At 67.9% G+C, this 15801-nt stretch carries 12 protein-coding genes; 7 read left to right on the top strand and 5 right to left on the bottom strand.

What is annotated here, in order from left to right:
• Nucleotide 1 precedes the first annotated feature (1 nt).
• Nucleotides 2-529: a hypothetical protein gene (locus tag KME82_RS00120; RefSeq protein ID WP_215496724.1), complete on the bottom strand. Its 528-nt coding sequence runs from the start codon at nucleotides 527-529 to the stop codon at nucleotides 2-4.
• Nucleotides 530-643: 114 nt separating this feature from the next.
• The gene (locus KME82_RS00115) at nucleotides 644-1483 is read right to left on the bottom strand and encodes a lysozyme inhibitor LprI family protein (RefSeq protein WP_215496723.1); all 840 of its coding nucleotides are present in this window, start codon (nucleotides 1481-1483) and stop codon (nucleotides 644-646) included.
• A 452-nt stretch (nucleotides 1484-1935) separates the two neighbouring features.
• On the opposite strand from KME82_RS00115, the gene KME82_RS00110 reads away from it, so the two are divergent.
• Nucleotides 1936-2892, top strand: coding sequence for a GlxA family transcriptional regulator (locus tag KME82_RS00110; RefSeq protein WP_215496722.1), 957 nt, complete (start codon nucleotides 1936-1938; stop codon nucleotides 2890-2892).
• A 481-nt stretch (nucleotides 2893-3373) separates the two neighbouring features.
• Here the strand turns inward: KME82_RS00110 and KME82_RS00105 are convergent, their stop codons facing one another.
• Nucleotides 3374-4276, bottom strand: a complete 903-nt coding sequence (locus KME82_RS00105) for a LysR family transcriptional regulator (protein ID WP_215496721.1) — start codon at nucleotides 4274-4276, stop codon at nucleotides 3374-3376.
• Between the two features lie 200 nt (nucleotides 4277-4476).
• Between KME82_RS00105 and KME82_RS00100 the strand changes: the two genes are divergently transcribed.
• The 3 genes from KME82_RS00100 (at nucleotide 4477) to KME82_RS00090 (ending at nucleotide 8568) form a co-directional block, all read left to right on the top strand.
• Nucleotides 4477-6078, top strand: a complete 1602-nt coding sequence (locus tag KME82_RS00100; protein ID WP_215496720.1) for an MFS transporter — start codon at nucleotides 4477-4479, stop codon at nucleotides 6076-6078.
• 420 nt (nucleotides 6079-6498) lie between these two features.
• Complete coding sequence (locus KME82_RS00095; protein WP_215496719.1) at nucleotides 6499-8250, top strand: hypothetical protein; 1752 nt, start codon at nucleotides 6499-6501, stop codon at nucleotides 8248-8250.
• Between the two features lie 39 nt (nucleotides 8251-8289).
• The gene (locus tag KME82_RS00090; RefSeq protein ID WP_215496718.1) at nucleotides 8290-8568 is read left to right on the top strand and encodes a hypothetical protein; all 279 of its coding nucleotides are present in this window, start codon (nucleotides 8290-8292) and stop codon (nucleotides 8566-8568) included.
• A gap of 75 nt (nucleotides 8569-8643) precedes the next feature.
• Here KME82_RS00090 and KME82_RS00085 read toward each other — a convergent pair whose 3' ends face one another.
• Nucleotides 8644-9747 carry a PA0069 family radical SAM protein gene (locus KME82_RS00085; protein ID WP_215496717.1) on the bottom strand — a complete coding sequence of 368 codons (1104 nt, stop codon included), beginning with the start codon at nucleotides 9745-9747 and terminating at the stop codon, nucleotides 8644-8646.
• Between the two features lie 1082 nt (nucleotides 9748-10829).
• Entirely contained in the window at nucleotides 10830-11585 is a 756-nt protein-coding gene (locus tag KME82_RS00080; RefSeq protein WP_215496716.1) for an SIMPL domain-containing protein, read from the bottom strand.
• 357 nt (nucleotides 11586-11942) lie between these two features.
• Between KME82_RS00080 and cls the strand changes: the two genes are divergently transcribed.
• The 3 genes from cls (at nucleotide 11943) to KME82_RS00065 (ending at nucleotide 15377) form a co-directional block, all read left to right on the top strand.
• Complete coding sequence (gene cls / locus KME82_RS00075; RefSeq protein WP_215496715.1) at nucleotides 11943-13379, top strand: cardiolipin synthase; 1437 nt, start codon at nucleotides 11943-11945, stop codon at nucleotides 13377-13379.
• A gap of 860 nt (nucleotides 13380-14239) precedes the next feature.
• Complete coding sequence (locus KME82_RS00070; protein WP_036103330.1) at nucleotides 14240-14503, top strand: hypothetical protein; 264 nt, start codon at nucleotides 14240-14242, stop codon at nucleotides 14501-14503.
• Nucleotides 14504-14621: 118 nt separating this feature from the next.
• On the top strand, nucleotides 14622-15377 hold the full coding sequence (locus KME82_RS00065) for a pyridoxine 5'-phosphate synthase (protein ID WP_215496714.1): 756 nt from the start codon (nucleotides 14622-14624) through the stop codon (nucleotides 15375-15377).
• Nucleotides 15378-15801 lie beyond the last annotated feature (424 nt).

Below are 15801 nucleotides of genomic sequence, written 5' to 3'. Positions count from 1 at the left end.
ATCAGGGTTGGCGGAAGAAATCGTAACCGGCGAAGTCGACCACGTCCGCGGACAGCGCCTTGCGGTCGACGCGGCGATAGCTTTCGCTCGGTTTCACCTGCGCGCAGCTGCGCTTGCGATCGTGGACCCAGTACAGATCGCGCCCGCAACGCAGCAGCACCATCAACTGCGGCCGCGCCTGTTGCTTCGGCCGGCATTCGCTGTCGGAAGTAACTTCGCAGCCCGGTGCGTCGAACACGGCGCGGCCGTCCTCGATGCGTCCGATGAGCAGGTCGGTGCCGCCGGTCTGGCTCGCGCGCCAGTTCCAGGCCGCGCGAATCGTCTCGCCCTGCTGGCTCAGTTGCAGGCTCTCGCAATACTCCTCGCCCTGGTAGCGCTCGCAGGTCTGCCAGTAGCCGTCGAACGCCGCCGCCGTCGCGGCGGGCGCGGCGGCCTGGGCGACGCCGCACAGGCTCAGGCACAGCGCGATCGACGCGGCGCGCGCGCGGACAATCGATCGAATACGAATCAGATTCGGCGTTGCGGACATGGCAGGACTCATTGAACCGGATTGAATGGAGCGACTGGATGGCGCGAATCGTAGAAAACGAATTCGAACGTTCGTGTCGCCACGCAGCCGACGACGACGACGACGACGCCGAGGTTACGAATAGAACGGCACACGCTGCATCTTGTAGACGCCGCCGACCTTCTTGAACACGCGCTGGGCGTGCAGGTCTTCGCTGTCGAGCAGGTACTCGCCCGGCCCGATCGGCCCGGGCGACGGGACCTCGCCGTTTTCGTCCTTGGCCGCGTCGATGCGCTGCGAGTAGGCGCGGATCTTGTTGGCCTGCAGGGCCGAACGCACCGCGGCGGTGATGATGCGGTCGTACAGGCCGATCACTTCGCGTTCGCTGCCCGCGCTGGCGTCGTGACGGCGCTGTTCGGCGTCGCACGGATCGGGGCGGTTGAGGCAGCTCTCGCCCTGGCTGTAGTCGAGGAACGGCTGCGCGGTCATCTTCGCCACCGCGGCGCGATCGCCGGCGGCCACCGCGCGGCGGAAATCGGCGATGAAGACCTTGAAATCGCCGTGGCGCCCGTAGCGGTACACCGCCGGGCCGGGCGCGCTCGCCGAGGGGGCCAGCGCCTCGGACCAATCGCGCTTCATCTGCGCCAGGCGATCGCGGTAGGCGCGATCCAGGCAGGCGCGGTCGGCGCAGGCGTTGCGGCGCGCGAGCCAGCGCTGTTGCTCGGCGGCGATCGGATCGATGCGGCGGCCGGTTTCGCCGTCGACGCCGACGGTCTCGGACTGGATCTGGCGGTAGAGATCGTTCATTTCGCTGTCCAGGCGCGACAGCCCGGGATCGGCGCAGATGCTGATTTCGACCGTGGTGCGCGCGCGCTTGCAGTCGAACCCGGCGGCCTGCGCGCTGCCAGCGAGCAAGGCGAAACCGAACAGGGCCAGGCCGAGCAGGCGGCGGGTCGCGGCGGAGCGAGAGGGCATGAGGATTCCTTGCGGCGCGGCGGCCGCATCGATCGGGACGGGAGAAGTGGGCAGGGGCCGGGCGGGCGGCGGCCGGCGCGTGACGGCGGCGGCGCGAATCGGCGCGGCGGCTTCGCCGGCAACGCGCGATGCCGGGCCGCACGCGAATGCGACGTCGCCGGCCGGAGCCCAGAACAGGCGCGGGCGGCGGTGGATAACTGCGTGGCGATGGCGTTCCAGCATCCGGGCGTTGGCTTGTCTTCCTGACGGCGGCGGCGCATCGCGCGCCTGCGTAGTGCGCCGCATTGTCGACCAGCCCGCGCGTGCGCACCAGCCGACCATGCACCAATGGCGTGGAAACCGCCAGATTGCGCCTGCTTTCGGCCAAGGCCGAAGCTGCGCAGGCGGTACCCGTTGCGGCCGCGGAGCCGTGGCTAGAATCGGTTATCCCCCGCCCCACGAAGTCCCCGTTAATGCATCGGATCGCTGTTGTCGCTTTAGAGAGTGTCCTGCCGTTCGAGCTGTCGATTCCCGGCCTGGTGTTTCCCTCGGTGCGCCGCGCCGACGGCGAGCCGGCCTACGAGGTGCGGATCTGCGCCGAAACCGAACGGATCAAGACGCGCTCGCTGGAGCTGATCGTCGCCTCCACGCTGAGCGCGCTCGATCAGGCCGACACCGTGATCGTGCCGGGCCTGTCGGACTGGCGTACGCCGATCGCGCCGGCCACCCTGGCCGCGATCGGCGCGGCGGCGCAGCGCGGCGCGCGCGTGGCATCGATCTGCACCGGCGCCTTCGTGCTGGCCGAAGCCGGCCTGCTCGACCACCAGCGCGCGACCACCCATTGGTCGACCACGGTCGAACTGGCCGAGCGTTATCCCCAGGTGCGGGTCGATCCGGACGTGTTGTTCGTCGACAACGGCCAGATTCTCAGTTCGGCCGGATCGGCGGCGGGCATCGACCTATGCCTGCATCTGGTCCGGCGCGATTACGGCGCGGCCGCGGCGGCGGCGGCCGCGCGCTGGGCGGTGATGCCGATGGAGCGTGGCGCCGATCACTCGCCGCTGGTGGTGCATGAGGCGCCGCAGTCGGACGCCTCGCTGGCGCCGCTGCTGCGCTGGATGGAGCAGCATCTGGACCGGCCGCTGCTGATCGACGAGCTGGCGCGCCGCGCGGCGATCAGCACGCGCACGCTCAACCGGCGCTTTCGCGAACAGACCGGCACCACGCCCTTGCAGTGGTTGTTGATCGCGCGCATCCGCCGTGCGCAACAGTTTCTGGAAACCACCGACCTGTCGGTGGAGCAGATCGCGATGCAGGTCGGCTTCGCCTCGGCGACGACGTTCCGCGATCGCTTCGCGCGCTCGGTGGGAACCAATCCGACCTCGTATCGGCGGGGGTTCGGGGAAGAAGGGGAGCGGCGGTTGCGGTGAGGGTGTGCGCGCCGCGGTTTGAGATAGGTGCGTTGTTGATGGGTGGCGGGATTCGAAGTCGCTGCTGACTCAGTTGCGATTGACTCCGTTGCCATATCGACTTTTTGATCGTTGTATCGGTTGCCGCTGTTGTTACGCCGGCAATGCTTCGTTCTTTGACCACCGCGCTCTGACGGCGATACGCGCCTTCTCACCTGCCCGCGCCTCTGCCAGCCGTCATTCCCGCGAACGCGGGAATCCAGAGACTTTCGCGAACCTGCGATGCCGATGCGCTTCGTGGACTCGCGCAAGGCACCGGCATGAGCAGGACCGACTCGACTTCAAATTCTTTCGCACGAAAGTCGCTGGATTCCCGCGTTCGCGGGAATGACGGCTGGCAGAGGCGCGGGCACCGCGAATGACTCAGGCGAAAGCCATGCCGCCGGAACTCCACCAGCAACAGCGAATCGTCGACACAAGGTCCCGGCTTGGCCGGCGTCTCTCAAACCACCGCCCCCTGCACAAACAAATGCTCATCGAGAAAATCCACGAACACCCGCAATTTCGGCGACACGTGCCGGTGCGCCGGCCATAGCGCCCAGAACTGCCCACGCTGGGTTTCGAACCCCGGCAGCACCCGGCGCAACTGGCCCGAGGCCAGGTAATCGCGCACGAGGAAATCCACCGAGTAGACGATGCCCCAGCCGTGCAGCGCCGCCAGCACGGCGGCTTCGCTGTTGTTGCATACCAGCGAGGCCGGCAGGTGCGGCGGCGCTTCGCCCGGCTCCAGGCGCAGCGACCATTCCTGCACCTTGCCGCTGTTGGCGAAGCGGAAATGGATGCAGTCGTGGGCTTCCAGATCGGCCGGCGCGCGCGGTTCGCCGCGCCGCGCGAGGTAGTCGGGCGAGGCGACGAGCATGAAGCAGAACGGTCCCAGCCGGCGCGCGCGCAGGCGCGAGTCGGGCATGTCGCCGCTGCGGATCACCAGGTCGAAGCCGCCTTCGATCACGTCGACCAGCTGATCGTTGAAGTCCAGGTCCAGCTCGACCTCGGGATAGCGCCGGCGGAATTCGCCGAGCACCGGCAGCAGGAAGCGATAGCCCGCGTTCGGCAGGCTGACCCGCAGGCGTCCGCGCGGCGCCTGCATGGCGTGGGTCAGCATCGCCTCGGCGTCGGCCAGCTCATCGAGCAAGGGCCGGCAGCGCTCGTAGAACTGGCGGCCTTCCTCGGTCAGGCGCACGTTGCGGGTGCTGCGCTGGAGCAGGCGCACGCCGAGCTGCTGTTCCAGCTTGGCCACGCTCTTGCCGACCGCCGAGGACGACACCCCGATCAGGCGCCCGGCCGCGACGAAGCTGCGGGTCTCGGCGGTGCGGATGAAGGCTTGCAGGCTGGTTAGTTTGTCCATGGGGGCCGGGAATCGGGAATGGGGAATGGGGAATAGGGAATCGGAGAGCAAGGGCGTGAGCTCGGGTCGGCTCTGGCTCTACCGATTCCCCATTCCCGCTCCATTACATCCAATCATTCCACAAAGACCGGCCCAAGCCGGTGTTTTTCATCGATTGCGGCGCGACTACCCTGGTTTCCAGCCCCCGACGCGACCTCCCCATGCCCTCCCCGCCCCCCGCGGCCGCCCTGCCCGGCCGCTACGACCGTTTCCTGATCCTCGGCGCCGTGTGCCTCGCCGGGCTGGTGTTGCCGCTGAGTTTCACCGCGCCGCCGGTCGCGATCCCGGCCATCGCCGCCGAACTCGGCGGCAGCCCGATCGCGCTGAACTGGATGACCAACGCTTTCATGCTCGCCTTCGGCAGCTGCCTGATGGCGGCCGGCACCCTGGCCGACACCTACGGCCGCAAGCGGGTGTTCTCGATCGGCATCGTCGCGTACGCGGTGGTGTCGCTTCTGCTCGCGCTGGCACCTAACCTGCTCACGTTGAATGCGTTGCGGGTGCTGCAAGGCGTCGCCGCGGCGCTGGCGCTGGCCGGCGGCAATGCCGCGTTGTCGCAGGAGTTCCACGGGCCGGCACGGATCCGCGCCTTCAGCCTGCTCGGCACCGCGTTCGGGCTGGGCCTGGCGTTCGGCCCCAGCCTGGCCGGCTGGCTGGTCCAGACCCAGGGCTGGCGCGCGGTGTTCCTGTCGAGTCTGGCGATCGCGGTGCTCGCGACCGTGTTCGGCGTGCCGCGCATGCGCGAATCGCGTGACCCCGATGCGGCGCGGCTCGACCTGCCCGGCAGCCTGAGTTCGACCGCGATGCTGGCGATGCTGACCATCGGCGTGCTCGAAGCGCCCGAACGCGGCTGGAGCGATCCATGGGTGCTCGCCGCCCTGCTCGGCTCGGCCGCGATGCTGGCGTTGTTCGTGCGGGTGGAAACCCGCGCGGCGCGGCCGATGCTCGACCTGAGCCTGCTCAAGTACCCGCGCTTCGTCGGCGCGCAGTTGCTGCCGATCGGCACCGGGTTCTGCTATCTGGCGTTGATCATCGTGTTGCCGGTGCGCCTGATCGGCATCCACGGACTCAGCGCGCTCGACGCCGGCCTGATGATGATCGCCCTGTCCGCGCCGATGCTGGTCGTGCCCTTCGTCGCCGCGGTGTTGAGCCACCGCATCGCCGCCGGCCGTTTGTGCGCGATCGGCTTGTTGCTCGCCGCCGCCGGTCTGGTCTGGCTGGGGCTGCAGGCGGCGGACGGGTCGGTCGCCGGATTGGTCGCACCGATGCTGTTGATCGGCGCGGGCTCGGCGGTGCCGTGGGGCTTGATGGACGGCCTGGCGATCAGCGTGGTGCCGAAGGAACGCGCCGGCATGGCCGCCGGCGTGTTCGGCGCCAGCCGGGTGTCGGGCGAAGGCATTGCGATCGCGGTGGTGGCCGCCGCCTTGGCCGGCCTGCTGCACCTGCGCCTGGGCGCTACGACGACGGTCGATGGTGCCGTGTTGGCGCAAGCCGCGCAGCGTTTGGCCACCGGCGATGCACTGCGCGCTCACAGCTTGTTGCCGCAACTCGACCCGGCCGAACTCGTTCGCGGCTACGACCAGGCCTTCGCCTGGCTGATGTACGGGCTGGCTGCGGCGACCGCGGCGATCGCCGCCCTGGTGTTCGCCTTGCTCGGCAACGCCTCGGCGCACGAACCGGCCCTGCAGGCCGCCCGCGACGATGCGGCGGATGGCGGCATGGTAACGAACGAAACCATGCTCGCGCGCGACTGCGCGGGCTGATGCGGATCGCGCGCGGATTCGCGCGACGCGCACCGATACAGCGATGGCGAAAACCTGCACCGCCGATACGGCGATGCCGCGTCATCGCCGTACGGCGGCGTCGATCGCCGCGATGTCCTCGAACCCGCATTCCTCTCGATACCTACGACAAGACACATCGTATTCGTGATGCCCACGTGACATCGAACCCTATGCTTTGGTCGTGGTTGCCGTTTTCATCGCAAGAATCCAGCATACGAAACGCCGCTTGAAGGCATGCGTGCCAAATTGAGTTGTCCTGTATGCATGTTGAAAACTCTACGCATCCGCTCGCGTTTTCCGTCGCTTCTTCGATCGGCGATTGTCCGATCGGTCGCGCTCAAATCGGCGACGCTCCGATCCAGACTTCGCTCACCGAAATCCCTGCATCGGGCGGCCTGCATGAGCTTCGTGCGCAGCGCGCGCGCTGAGCCCGACGCGGGCGCTTCCGCCGGCGACGACGTCGCGCCGCGCCGCCGACAGGCGATCGTCATCGTGCTGACGTTGCTGGTCCTCGCCCTCGCCGCCGGCTGGGGCTGCCTGCGCTGGCGCGAACACCGCGAACAGGAAACCGCGCGCGCGACCGCGGCCTTGAACCGCCTGTTCGAATCGCGCCTCGGCATCGCCTCGACCTCCGGACTGGGTCGCTTGCCGTTCGTTTCGCGCGCGAACCTGATCGCGACCGAAGCCGCGTTGCGCCGCCTGTGTCCGCGCGATCTGCCGGCGGTGCGCGCGCGCGGTCTGGCCGTACTTGCGCGCAGCTATACGGTGATCGGCGACTACCGGCATGCGCAGGCGCTGATCGACGAAGCCGAACGGCTGCTGCGCGAACACGGCATCGACGATCCCGGCGTCGACGCCGCGTCGGCGTCGCTGCTCAATCTGCAGGCGCGCTACGACCGCGCCGAACGGCTCGCCAGCCAGGCCTTGCGGCCCTTGCAAGGCGCGCGCGACGCAGCCACGCGCATGCGCCGCCTCGCATTGCAGACCGAACTGGCGCGCGCCAAATGGGGACTGGCCGACGACGACGGCGCGATGGCGATGCTGGAATCGGCCTTGACCGACGCGCGATCGCTGGGCCCGGCGGCGCACGATTCGGTCGCCGAACTGCTGACGCTGCGCGGCGAATGGCGCACGCGCGAGTATCAGCTTCAGGCCGCCAAGCGCGATCTGGAGCAGGCCATCGCCATGACCGAACGCGGCAATCCCCTGCTCGCCGATGCCGCCCGTTTCCAACTGGTGCATACGCTGATGAAGAACGATCTGGACCTGCAGGCCAGATCGCAGGCCGAACGATTGCTGACATATCGCCGCCGCGCCTTCGGCGAACGGCACCCGGAAACCGGCCGCGCCTGGGTGCTCGCGTCCGAAGCCCAGTACCTGTGCGGCGACCTGGCCGCCGCGGTGCAGTCGGCGGCGCGCGCGCGCACGATCATCGTGGCGACCTACGGCGAGCAACATCCCGAATACGCCGAACTGTTGCGCCAGGAATCGCAGAACGACGCGGTGCTGGGGCAGGGCCGCGAGGCCGTCGCCAAAGCGCGCGCGGCGAACACTCTATTGGAAACGACCCTCGGCCCCACTCACGAGCGCAGCCTGCGCGCGAAGTACAACCTGGCGATCAAACTGGTCTTCAGCGGCGACGCCAGCGACACCGCTTCGTTCAAGCAAGGCGTGGACATGCTCGAGGACCTGATCCGCACCGGCAAGGAGACCGACATCCCCATGCCGCTGGAGAAGACCAAGCTGGCCCTGGCCTTCGCCGAACAACCCGGCGAAGCCGCGCAGCAGCACGCCGAGCGCCTGCTGATCGACAGCCAGATCGAGAACCGACAGTATTTCCCGCCTCACGCCAACATCCGCCTGGTCAGCGATTTCGCCCTGGCGCAGTTGCTCGTTCGCCGCCAGCGCGCGACCCAGGCCGATGCCCTGTTCGCCGACGTGATCGCGCACATCGAGCGCGGCGACCACATCCGGCCGACCATGCATTCGGTGGTCGGCAAGGCGCTGCTGTATCGCGCCTCCTACGCATTGAGCTCGTGCCGCAAGGATCAGGCGCTGGCGTTGCTGCGCCAGCAGTCGGCGAATTGCGAACGCTACCTCGGGCCGCGCAGCGATTGCGCGGCGAGTACAGAGCTCTCGCAGAGTCAATGAGCTCTCGTGCCCGCACTCAGCTGGCCATGGCTAAGGCGCTTGGCGTTGCTCGTCCAGCAGTCGGCGAATTGCGAACGCTACCTCGGGCCGCGCAGCGATTGCGCGGCGAGTACGCGCGCCGCGCTCTTCGAGCTCGAACACCACGACTACCTGCCGGCGCGATTCGCACAGCACTACGACGGCGCCGATCCGACACGCCATTGGGCGCGCTTACTGAGCGACCGGCTCGGCCACGCGCAACGCTGCGAACCGAGCGGCGCCAGGTCCGGTGACGAGCGTTCGGCGAAGCCGCGCGAAGGCAACAGGAAATCGGAGTAGATCGCGCCTGCCGTCGCGATGCCGCGGGCGGCGCCGGGCGCACGCATCGAGGGCGCGCGGCAAGCGGCCGGATCGTCAGAACAGTTCCAGCTGCGGCGTCGGCTTGCGCGGCGCGACGAAACGGCTGGTGTCCAGCGCCGGCAAGCGGCCGAATCCGTGCCGGCGCCAGGCTTTCTGGAAACGTTGCGCGATCAGTTGCGCGAACGGGCCTTCGCCGCGCATGCGCTGACCGAAACGGCTGTCGTAATCCTTGCCGCCGCTCATCTGCTGGATCAGGCTCATCACGTGCGCGGCGCGATCGGGGTAGTGCAGTTGCAGCCACTCGCGCCAGACCTGCTTGAGTTCGTGCGGCAGCCGCAACACCACGTAACCCGCGGCGCGCGCGCCGGCGTCGTAGGCCGCGGCGAGGATGTGCTCGATCTCGCCGTCGTTGATCATCGGGATCGTCGGCGCGACCATCACCCCGACCGGCACGCCGGCCTCGGCCAGGGTCCGCATCGCCTTGAGCCGCGAGTGCGGCGCGGAGGCGCGCGGTTCCATCTTCGCCGACAGCGGGTTGTCGAGGGTGGTGACCGAGAAATACACCGACACCAGGCCGCGTTTCGCCATCGATGCGAGCAGCTCGACGTCGCGCACGATCGATGCGTTCTTGGTGATCAGGCTGAAGGGATGCGAGCAGGCGTCGAGCACCTCCATCACCCCGCGGGTGATGCGGAAGCGGCGCTCGATCGGCTGATAGGAATCGGTGTTGATGCCCAGCGCGATCGGCACGCAGCGATAGCCCGGCCGCGCGAGTTCGTTCTGCAAGCGCTCGGCGGCGTTGACCTTGGCGAACAAACGGGTTTCGAAGTCCAGCCCGGGCGACAGTTCCAGATAGGCGTGCGAGGGCCGGGCGAAGCAGTACACGCAGCCGTGTTCGCAGCCGCGGTAGGGATTGACCGACTGGCCGAAGGCGATATCGGGCGAATCGTTGCGGCTGATGATGCTGCGCGCGGTTTCTTCGGTGACCCGGGTTTCCGGCCGCGTGTCGGTGCCGTCGTCGACATACACCGAGCCCCAGCCGTCGTCCTCGCCGTGCGCGGTGGTGACCGCATACCGTCCCGGCACGTACGACGCCGAACCGCGGCCCTTGAACGCGGTGGGCTGGAGCGAGACTTGGGTTTTGCGGGCCGAATCCATGCGCGCAGGGTAGGGCGGGGGTGTCGCAGCGGGTGCGACGCGGGGGGGCGATGGGGCGGTGGATAAATCGATGGGCGTGTCTGTGTGGTTAGCGAGGTGAGCCGACCAAGCGACCTGGTCGAACCGCCGACGTTGGCTCAATAACTCATCCACTCGTTCATCCGATACCGATACATCGCTCGCTGATGGGGCTCGCACACCATACTTACAGCGTCGGCGCGCCCTCCCGACTGTCATTCCCGCGAACGCGGGAATCCAGTGCCTTTCGAGCGAAAGGGTTGGGGGCGCTCGCATACGACGCCTTCAACGCCGATGCGCCCTCCCGACTGTCATTCCCGCGAACGCCGGAATTCAGCGCCTTTCGAGCGAAAGGGTTGGGGGCGCTCGCATACGACGCCTTCAACGCCGATGCGCTCTCCCGACCGTCATCCCCGCGAACGCGGGAATCCAGGGCCTTTCAAGCGAAAGGGTTAGGGGCTCACATACGACGCCTTCAACGCCGATGCGCCCTCCCGACTGTCATTCCCGCGAACGCGGGAATCCAGCGCCTTTCGAGCGAATGGGTTGGGGGCGCTCGCATACGACGCCTTCAACGCCGATGCGCCCTCCCGACTGTCATTCCCGCGAACGCGGGAATCCAGCGCCTTTCGAGCGAATGGGTTGGGGGCGCTCGCATACGACGCCTTCAACCCCGACGCGCCCTCCCGACCGTCATTCCCGCGAACGCGGGAATCCAGGGCCTCTCAAGCGAAAGCGCATGAAGTCCTTCGCTCAGGCGTGCCCAAAAAACCGGCGTCGCTCAATGTCTACTTGCAGTCATCAGGCCGCTCGGAATACGAACCCTTCTCGCTCGAAAGGCCCTGGATTCCCGCGTTCGCGGGAATGACGACTTGAGAGGTTCGACTCAACTAGTGGATTTGGAAGTTTCGACTCAGCTCGTGGATTTGGAAATTTCGACCTAGCTTGCAATTTCCGCCTTCGCCGAATCAAAGCGAGTTCGCATCCACGGGAATAACGTCCTGGATCTTCAGACGAGTCAGCGACGAACAATCGGCGCCGCAACGCATGGCGATCGATCGCAACTACTCGATGGCAAACGTCACATCCACCGAGGCATTGACGCTGATCTGCCCGACCGCCATGGTCGCGCCGTCCTCGCCGCCGCCGCCGCCGGTGTTCTGGATCACGTTCTGCATCTGCTGGCCGCCACCGCCGCCCCAGCCGGTGCTGCTGCGCCACCAGCCGCCCGAATACGATTCCGAAATCGTCTGCGCCGCGCCGCGGCGGACGCCGAGTTCCAAGGTCAGCGCATCGGCTTTTTCCTTGGCCGCGCGGATCGCCAGCGCGCGCGCGGCGTCGCGGTGCTTGCGCAGTTGCGAGGTACGAAATTCGATGCCGTGGATGTACTGCACGCCGTTGCCGAGCAGGCCCGACAGCAAGGCGTCGAAATCGCCGACGCGGGTCAGGCGGATGCCGATGCTCTTGCGCACGACGTACAGCAACGGCACCACGCGCGAACGCTCCAGCGCGGAGCGGCTGGAATCGTCGCGTTCGTACTGCGGCTCGATGGTGATGAAATCGGTCTGCACGTCCTTGTCGGGCACGCCGTTGCGCTTGAGGAAGGCCAGCGCGCTGGCGATGCTTTCGTCGTTCTGGCGCTTGGCTTCCTCGAGCCGCGGATGCCGCGATTCGACCCCGACGTTGAGCAGGATTTCGTCCGGGGCGACTTTTATTTCGGCCGCGCCGGAGACGCTGATGATGCGATTGGCCTTCTGCGCGAAGGCGGGCAGGGCGGGCAACGCGGCCAGGGCGAGGACGAACAGCAGGCGGTATTTCATGACGGGCCTTCCGTGGGTGGGTGCGCCGGCGAGCGGCGCGGGCAGGGTGGAGGCCACAGTAGTCGCAGCCGCGAACGGACGCGAGTCCGGCCGGCGAATTCGGGTCCTGCCGGGCCGCGGCGCGGCGATGCGCGCGATCATCCGCCCGCGCCGGTGCGAGCGGCTTTCCGAACCGGGCACGCCGTGCCTCGATCGCCCGCGAAACCGGCCCGGTGCCGTCACCATTGCGGCCGGTCGCGGCGCGGATCCCGAGCGGTCACGCGCGCTCGGAGTCGGGTGGACCGATTGCACACTTTGCGCCCATGCCCCGGCGGGCTAGCCTTAGCCCACGCCGGCGACCGCCGCAGCGATCGCCCGATGGAGCCCGACGTGTCCGAGCTGTGGCAAACCCTGGTCAGCATTCCCTACCTGGGCGTGTACCTCACCGCCGGCTGGGCGCTCTATCTGGTCTGGCTGGGGCTGTGGATCGTGCTGCAGAAGCGCGAGCCGGTCGCGACCATCAGCTGGCTGATCAGTCTGGCGGCGCTGCCGTACCTGGGCTTTTTGATCTATTACTTCTTCGGCCCTCAGCGCATCCATCGCCAGCGCCTGCGCCGGGTGCGCGCACGCGCGGCACTGCCGGCGCCGCCGCCGGGGCTGACCCCGTCGCCGGAAGCGATCGAACTGGCCCGGCTCGGCCAGGCCACCACCGGCCTGCCGCCGACCACCGCGACCCAAGCGCGCCTGCTGATCGACGGCGGCGCCAAGTACGCCGCGCTGCTGGCCGACATCGCCCTGGCCCGCGAGCGCATCCACCTGGAGTACTACATCTATCAACCTGATCGCACCGGCACCGCGCTGCGCGATGCGCTGATCGAACGTGCGCGCGCCGGGGTCACGGTGCGGCTGCTGCTCGACGCGGTCGGCTCGGGCGCGACCAAGCAGCGTTTCATCCAGCCGCTGATCGATGCCGGCGCGCAGGTCGCCTGGTTCCACCCGATGAAGCTGCGCTGGCTGTGGCGGCGGCCGTGGCTGAACCTGCGCACCCATCGCAAGATCGTGGTGATCGACGGCCGGGTCGGCTACACCGGCGGCATCAACATCACCGACGAGGAAGACGAACGCCTGCGCGAGGACGCCTACCGCGACCTGCATCTGCGCCTGGAGGGCGACGTGGTGCGCGAGCTGGAACTGGTGTTCACCGAAGACTGGTGCTACGCCACCGGCGAGCCGCCGATCCGGCACGTCAACGCGGCGCCGGTGCAGGGCACGATCGCCGCGCAGGTGGTCAGTTCCGGCCCGGATTCGAGCTGGGAAGCGATCCATCGCGTCCACGTCGGCGCGATCCACGCCGCGCGCCAGCGGGTCTGGCTGGTCACGCCGTACTTCGTGCCCGGCGAAGCCGCGCGCATGGCGCTGACCTCGGCCGCGCTCGGCGGCCTGGACGTGCGCCTGCTGGTGCCCAAGCTCAGCGACAGCCGCCTGGTGACCTACGCGGCGCGTTCGTACTTCGACGAGCTGCTCGAAGCCGGGGTCAAGATCCACGAGTACGGCCCGCGCATGCTGCACACCAAGGCGCTGCTGTGCGACGACGAAATGGCGATCATCGGCAGCGCCAATTTCGACCACCGCAGCTTCCGCCTGAACTTCGAGATTTCGGTGATGTTCTACAACGCGACCCTGGCCGGCGAACTGGCCGCGTTGATCGAACAGGAATGCTCGCGCGCGCCGCGGGCGCGCAGCGACCGCGAACGGTCGTTGTGGCGTACGCGGTTGCCCGAGGCCTTGGCGCGGTTGGTGTCGCCGTTGCTTTGAGGGGCGAGCATCGGGACAGGCCTCGGCGCTTCGTGGGAATCGCGATAGCCCTTGAGGCTTCGAAGTCTTTTGTGGGAGGGCCTTCAGGCCCGACGCTTTTCGATCAGCCGCGACGATCGGACCGGAAAGCATCGGGCCTGAAAGGCCCTCCCACAAAAGCCCCCCAGACTGCGAAATGACCGGACGGGTTCTTGCGATTGCCCGCGGCGTTGGCCCGGCTGGTGTCGCCGTTGCCTTGAGGGAAGGGCATCGGGATAAGCCTCGGGTTTCGAAGTCTTTTGTGGGAGGGCCTTCAGGCCCGACGCTTTTCGATCAGCCGCGACGATCGGACCGGAAAGCATTGGGCCTGAAAGGCCCTCCCACAAAAGCCCCCAGGACTGCGAAATGACCGGGCGGGTTCTTGCGCTTGCCCGAATCGTTGGCCCGGTTGGTGTCGCCGTTGCCTTGAGGGAAGGGCATCGGGATAAGCCTCGGGTTTCGAAGTCTTTTGTGGGAGGGCCTTCAGGCCCGATGCTTTTCGATCAGCCGCGACGATCGGACCGGAAAGCATCGGGCCTGAAAGGCCCTCCCACAAAAGCCCCCAGGACTGCGAAATGACCGGGCGGGTTCTTGCGCTTGCCCGAGGCGTTGGCCTGGTTGGTGTTGCCCGCAAGGGCCGGTGGGTGCCGGCCTGGGCCATTCAGCCGCAGCCGCTCTTGCCCGCCGTTGTGCCGACCGTCGCAGCCGGGGATCGCCCCAGCTGCCGCCGCCACCGCGCCGCGCTACACTCGAACCGGGCCCGCCGAGGTCCACGCGCCGGGCCGCCACGCTGCGAGCGGGCGCGCAGAGGGGTCATCGAATTCGTCAGGGAGCACGCCGCAATGCCTTGGGTTTACCTGTTGCTGGCCATCGCCGCCTTCGGCCTGGCGCTGAAGACCACCTCGCCGGGACTGATGGCCGTCGGCCTGCTGGCGGCGCTCGGGCTGATGATCGCCGGCGTCATGAGCCTGCTGGCGCGTCGCCTCGACAACACCAGCCGCGACGTGTCGGTGATCATCGACCCGGTCGAACTGCGCCGCCTGCGCGAGCAGGCCGAAGCGCGCAAACTCGCCGCGTCGTCGCAGTCCGAACCGACCCAGCGCTGAGCGCGCGGCCGCACGCCGGCCGCGATCGATCCGCCACTGTTCACGCCGCCGGCCGCGCACGCATGCGTGGCCAAACTGCGCACTCGCCGCATCGCAGCCGGCGGGTTAGGCTGATGCCATGACCGTCCTGAGCGTCAACGTCAACAAGATCGCGGTGCTGCGCAATTCGCGCGGCGGCGGCGAACCCGATGTATCGCGCGCCGCGCAAGCCTGCCTCGACGCCGGCGCGCACGGCATCACCGTGCATCCGCGGCCCGATGCGCGGCACATCCGCGACTACGACGTGTACGCGCTGGCCGAACTCACCCAAGCGCGCGCGGTCGAGTTCAACATCGAAGGCAATCCGTTCGCGCCGCCGCGCGCCGGCTATCCGGGCTTGATCGAACTGTGCCGGCGCACCCGGCCGGCGCAGGTCACCTTGGTGCCGGACGGCGACGATCAACTCACCTCCGACCACGGCTTCGATTTCGAACGCGACGCCGACGCGCTGCGTCCGTTGATCGCGCAACTGCACGAACTCGATTGCCGGGTCAGCGTGTTCGCCGACGCCGATCGCGAAGGCATCGAGCGCGCGGCCGAATTGGGCGCTGACCGGGTCGAGCTTTACACCGGCCCGTACGCCGACGCCTTCGCGCAAGGCGATATCGACACGACCGTGCGAGCCTTCGCTACCGCCGCGCGTCGCGCCCAGGCCGCCGGCCTCGGCGTCAACGCCGGCCACGATCTGAGCCAGGCCAATCTCGGCGCGTTCCTGCGCGCGGTTCCAAACGTGCTCGAAGTGTCGATCGGCCACGCATTGATCGGCGAAGCGCTGTACGCCGGCCTCGATGCGACGGTGCGCGCGTATCTGGATGTGATCGCGAAAGGCGATTGAGCGTCGAGCCCTTGCCGCGTCGCTCATAGGGTTGGGGCAATCGCGGCGTTGTCGCTGAAATGCCTGGATTTCCAGCGTTTTTTATTGGCGGATTCGAGCGCATGTTTCACGACGAATCGCCATGATCGCGGCGCCTCGTACCATCCATCATTTCCGGCACACCCGCATACCTGCGCCGGCCACACCGCAGACTTGCATCACAGCCAACCCCGTCGCAACACCACGGCGCAAAAATCCAACCTCCGGTGGAAACCACATGGCCTGCCTGTAGGAGCGGCGCAAGCCGCGACCGCGACACCACAACCACGACGCAAGCGAGGAAGCGGTGGACCGAGCCTTCGGCCGCACCCGAAGACAATCCTCCGCGAGCCGCAACGAATCGATCCGAAGCTTCCTCCGATTGAAAAGCGCGCAGGACGATTTG

It is taken from the genome of Lysobacter capsici (genome assembly GCF_018732085.1).
Taxonomy (GTDB): domain Bacteria; phylum Pseudomonadota; class Gammaproteobacteria; order Xanthomonadales; family Xanthomonadaceae; genus Lysobacter; species Lysobacter capsici_A.
This window is presented reverse-complemented; position numbering and strand designations above follow the sequence as displayed.